Below are 3,182 nucleotides of genomic sequence, written 5' to 3' on the forward strand. Positions count from 1 at the left end.
TAGCACTATCTAATACTAGGTTTTTAGCTTGTACCGTTTCACCAGTTACATGAATACCACTTTGCTCAGTATCACGAGCTGTAATACGTATAGTACTGTCGCTAACAAGAGTACTACCCTGTGTCCACTCATCGCAATCAACTACAGACTAAAAAATGTCTTCTAATGCTATAGAAACAAAATTATAATGAATAACTCGAACGGGCACCAATAATTGAATTGCGGCCCTTTTCATTAACGATATTTTCTTAGCATACACAGAAACTATATCTAATATAAAAATTTCCCAATACTAAATACATATGACTAGTATAAACATCAATAAGTACTACAAATCATTTGTTATCGTAAGAAAATTCTAGTTTCTTTTTTGTAATATTACAATCACTTTATTAGAACCTCGTTCTTTAAATAGTTCGATATAAACATTAGTATCATAATCGTGTCCAACTATACGATTTTTGCTTATCTCGTTCCAACCTATATTTTGTTTTGATAGTATCTCTTTAACATCGTCAATTGTAACAAAGTCATATGTAATTTCAAGATTATTATTTTGAGATGCTCTGCCAGATACATAATACTCTTCATTTACTTTTTTTGAGGATATGGTTTCTAATTTTTGCTCATACAATTGAAGACTTTGCATTTGCTCTGGCCTTTTAATATACGCATGTAAATACGTAATACCCATTAATAGGAATACCAATAAGACAAATCCAATATAAAGTTTAACTACAAATGGAATCCTATTCAATTTAAAATAACTTCTAGTCATACTCACCAACCTAAGTCTAGTCTTAATATCTTCTTTATAGCATTAAAAATAATTTCAGTTAAAATATAACCAATATAGTTATTACAAAACGAAAATCTTTTTTTGCTTTTTTCATAAGCATAGGCTTATTCTCTCACGCAAGCGCAGAATTGCCCTTAGCTACTAAATTTCTTAAACATAATTCTAGACCTAATTCAATTTACCTATGCCAGTTAAAAATGAATTAAAGATGTTCCCAGTTGCCATTTTCAATTAACTTACGATATCTTATAGGAACATTTTCATAACCATCTATTACCTTTATTCTTCCAATAAAATCCTCATATTGTTTTTTATCAATATCAAATTCAAGGTTCACAAATATATAGTGATCTAAATACCCATCATAAATAATATATTTTTGATGAATTTGATCAACTTGACCAATAAAAATCTGATGATTATAAATTGATTTGTATATATAATAATTATCTGATTCTAAGGAGTTTATCAATTTGTATGACCTTATACCAGAGGCAATACTTATCATTTGTCTATAGTCATACAAAACGCCTTCATTATTTAACTGAATCAGATAATCAGGCTTTATACCAACTATACTTCCTAATTCAGCATGAAAAAACCAGGAATTCACTAAAAAATAGATACCAATTAAAAACAGAGAAAGAATATTTCCTAATATACTAATTATCAGTAATCTCTTTTTCCACATCTACTTATTAACCTCTACTTCCATTTGGAATTCTACATATGCATTAGTTGTTGCAATAGCACCACTTTGTTGCCATTCTACACCAATGGGGTTAAACATCCACAAAATACCTTTATAATTATCACTTGATCTAAATTTAACCTTATCACTAACTACGCTCACGCAAATTATTTTTTACTAATGTATTGATCTCTTAGTTGCAACAAAATATTTCTCTCATTCTCTTCAATTTGATCTATACTATTTAGAATTATCAGATGTTCTCCATAAACATGTTTTAAGATTGAAACAGCTGAATCTCTAGCTTTTTTACCCGCAATACTTTCATCAAAATAAACTTGCATATCATTGGTTTCTTTATCAATGATAATAAAGCCACTCACATTAAATATTAAAATTTTAGTAGGTGTATCTTTTACACCTCGCACATCATTCGTAATAATAAGATGATTATCTAAATCCAAAAAAGTGGCTTCATAACCAGAACGGTACCATCGTTTATTAAAGTATTGTGCACCACGCTCAGAATTCATTAACATTTTTTCAAAATTATCTAAATCTTCTTTTGAAAAATCAGATAGTTTATTCTTCCTATTAACAACTATCTTAGATTTAGGATGATAAGTTTTAAAAGGACCACTCTCATCACCATAAACCTCGAACTCTAATACATCTAAAATATGATTTTTAATATCATAGCGACCAATTCCATCGTAGCCTAAATAGTAATAGTAAGATTCAGTTGGATATACTGCTAAAATTCGATTAGAAATCGATTCATCAATTGAGGTGTCTACTAATTCATGAGACTGTGTGGAAACAACTATATTATTATGGGCCACTTGATGATAATGATGATATATAGCTATACCAAGACTTACAATAGCTATCACTATAAAAATATAAGCTTTTTTCATATAAACTCTCTACCAAGCTAAATAATAAAACTTAACAATAGCCTCGTTTTTTTTTGTCGAAATATCTCAATCACAACCAGATTAAACTAAAAAATACCTTAAACTAAAGTACTCTGTATATGGTAATGTATCATCTTTTTATAAATCCCTATAACGGCCAAAAGATAAATTAATCCCCCTATACGGAAGAAATTTTACCGACCAAAAATCGCTAATAAGATTAGTAAAATGCTCTGCCCTACAGACACAGCAATTCGACCTTTTCCTATAATACTAATGCCATAGCTTTTCCCTTTCTTGCACATAAATTATTCATTGAGATTTTGCTTTAATGCAAACATTTCTCCCCAAAGAAGGACTGCAAGTATTAACGAAAAAATAGAAAAACCATGTAAAATCCTCCCCCCAAAAATAACCATTAATTCAATCATCAATAATTGACCTAATTGTATCATCGTAAGAAGAAGACTTCTCTTAGTATTTGCGCCTGCAATAGTTATTGTATTATTCCGTATAATATATATTGCATACATACCAAGTAAAATACTACATAAGATACGTCCAGCGTTCATAATCTCTCCTAACTCCACTAATACATTTCTGAATAACTTTACCTATATAACTATTCATTAATTATTACGATTACCGCATAGCTAATAGTATGGATTCCATTTGTAAAAGTCAGTAATAATATACTGTAAATGTCAATATAAGAATGTACAATTTTGACGATGTACAATGTACAGTTATTCCTTCTGTTGCATATGGTTTCGTA

General features: G+C 29.3%; 5 protein-coding genes. All 5 read right to left on the minus strand.

The annotated features are described in order from the left end of the window. Positions 1–358 precede the first annotated feature (358 nt). Positions 359–778 carry a hypothetical protein gene (locus tag HMPREF1504_RS00995; RefSeq protein ID WP_038122717.1) on the minus strand — a complete coding sequence of 140 codons (420 nt, stop codon included), beginning with the start codon at positions 776–778 and terminating at the stop codon, positions 359–361. Positions 779–1,001: 223 nt separating this feature from the next. After that, a complete protein-coding gene (locus HMPREF1504_RS01000) occupies positions 1,002–1,490 on the minus strand; it encodes a hypothetical protein (protein WP_038122719.1) in 489 nt (162 codons plus the stop codon). Then, complete coding sequence (locus tag HMPREF1504_RS10350) at positions 1,491–1,652, minus strand: hypothetical protein (RefSeq protein WP_156919360.1); 162 nt, start codon at positions 1,650–1,652, stop codon at positions 1,491–1,493. A 5-nt stretch (positions 1,653–1,657) separates the two neighbouring features. Continuing rightward, a complete protein-coding gene (locus tag HMPREF1504_RS01005; RefSeq protein WP_038122720.1) occupies positions 1,658–2,407 on the minus strand; it encodes a hypothetical protein in 750 nt (249 codons plus the stop codon). Positions 2,408–2,715: 308 nt separating this feature from the next. Continuing rightward, positions 2,716–2,979 carry a hypothetical protein gene (locus HMPREF1504_RS01010; protein ID WP_232203308.1) on the minus strand — a complete coding sequence of 88 codons (264 nt, stop codon included), beginning with the start codon at positions 2,977–2,979 and terminating at the stop codon, positions 2,716–2,718. Positions 2,980–3,182 lie beyond the last annotated feature (203 nt).

The sequence above is a fragment of the Veillonella sp. ICM51a genome (assembly GCF_000524355.1).
Classification (GTDB): domain Bacteria; phylum Bacillota; class Negativicutes; order Veillonellales; family Veillonellaceae; genus Veillonella; species Veillonella atypica.

Bases quoted from the DNA above. Each gene is read 5' to 3' on its own strand.
- HMPREF1504_RS00995 (WP_038122717.1), bottom strand. From the start codon at position 778: ATGACTAGAAGTTATTTTAAATTGAATAGGATTCCATTTGTAGTTAAA.
- HMPREF1504_RS01000 (WP_038122719.1), bottom strand. From the start codon at position 1,490: ATGTGGAAAAAGAGATTACTGATAATTAGTATATTAGGAAATATTCTT.
- HMPREF1504_RS01005 (WP_038122720.1), bottom strand. From the start codon at position 2,407: ATGAAAAAAGCTTATATTTTTATAGTGATAGCTATTGTAAGTCTTGGT.
- HMPREF1504_RS01010 (WP_232203308.1), bottom strand. From the start codon at position 2,979: ATGAACGCTGGACGTATCTTATGTAGTATTTTACTTGGTATGTATGCA.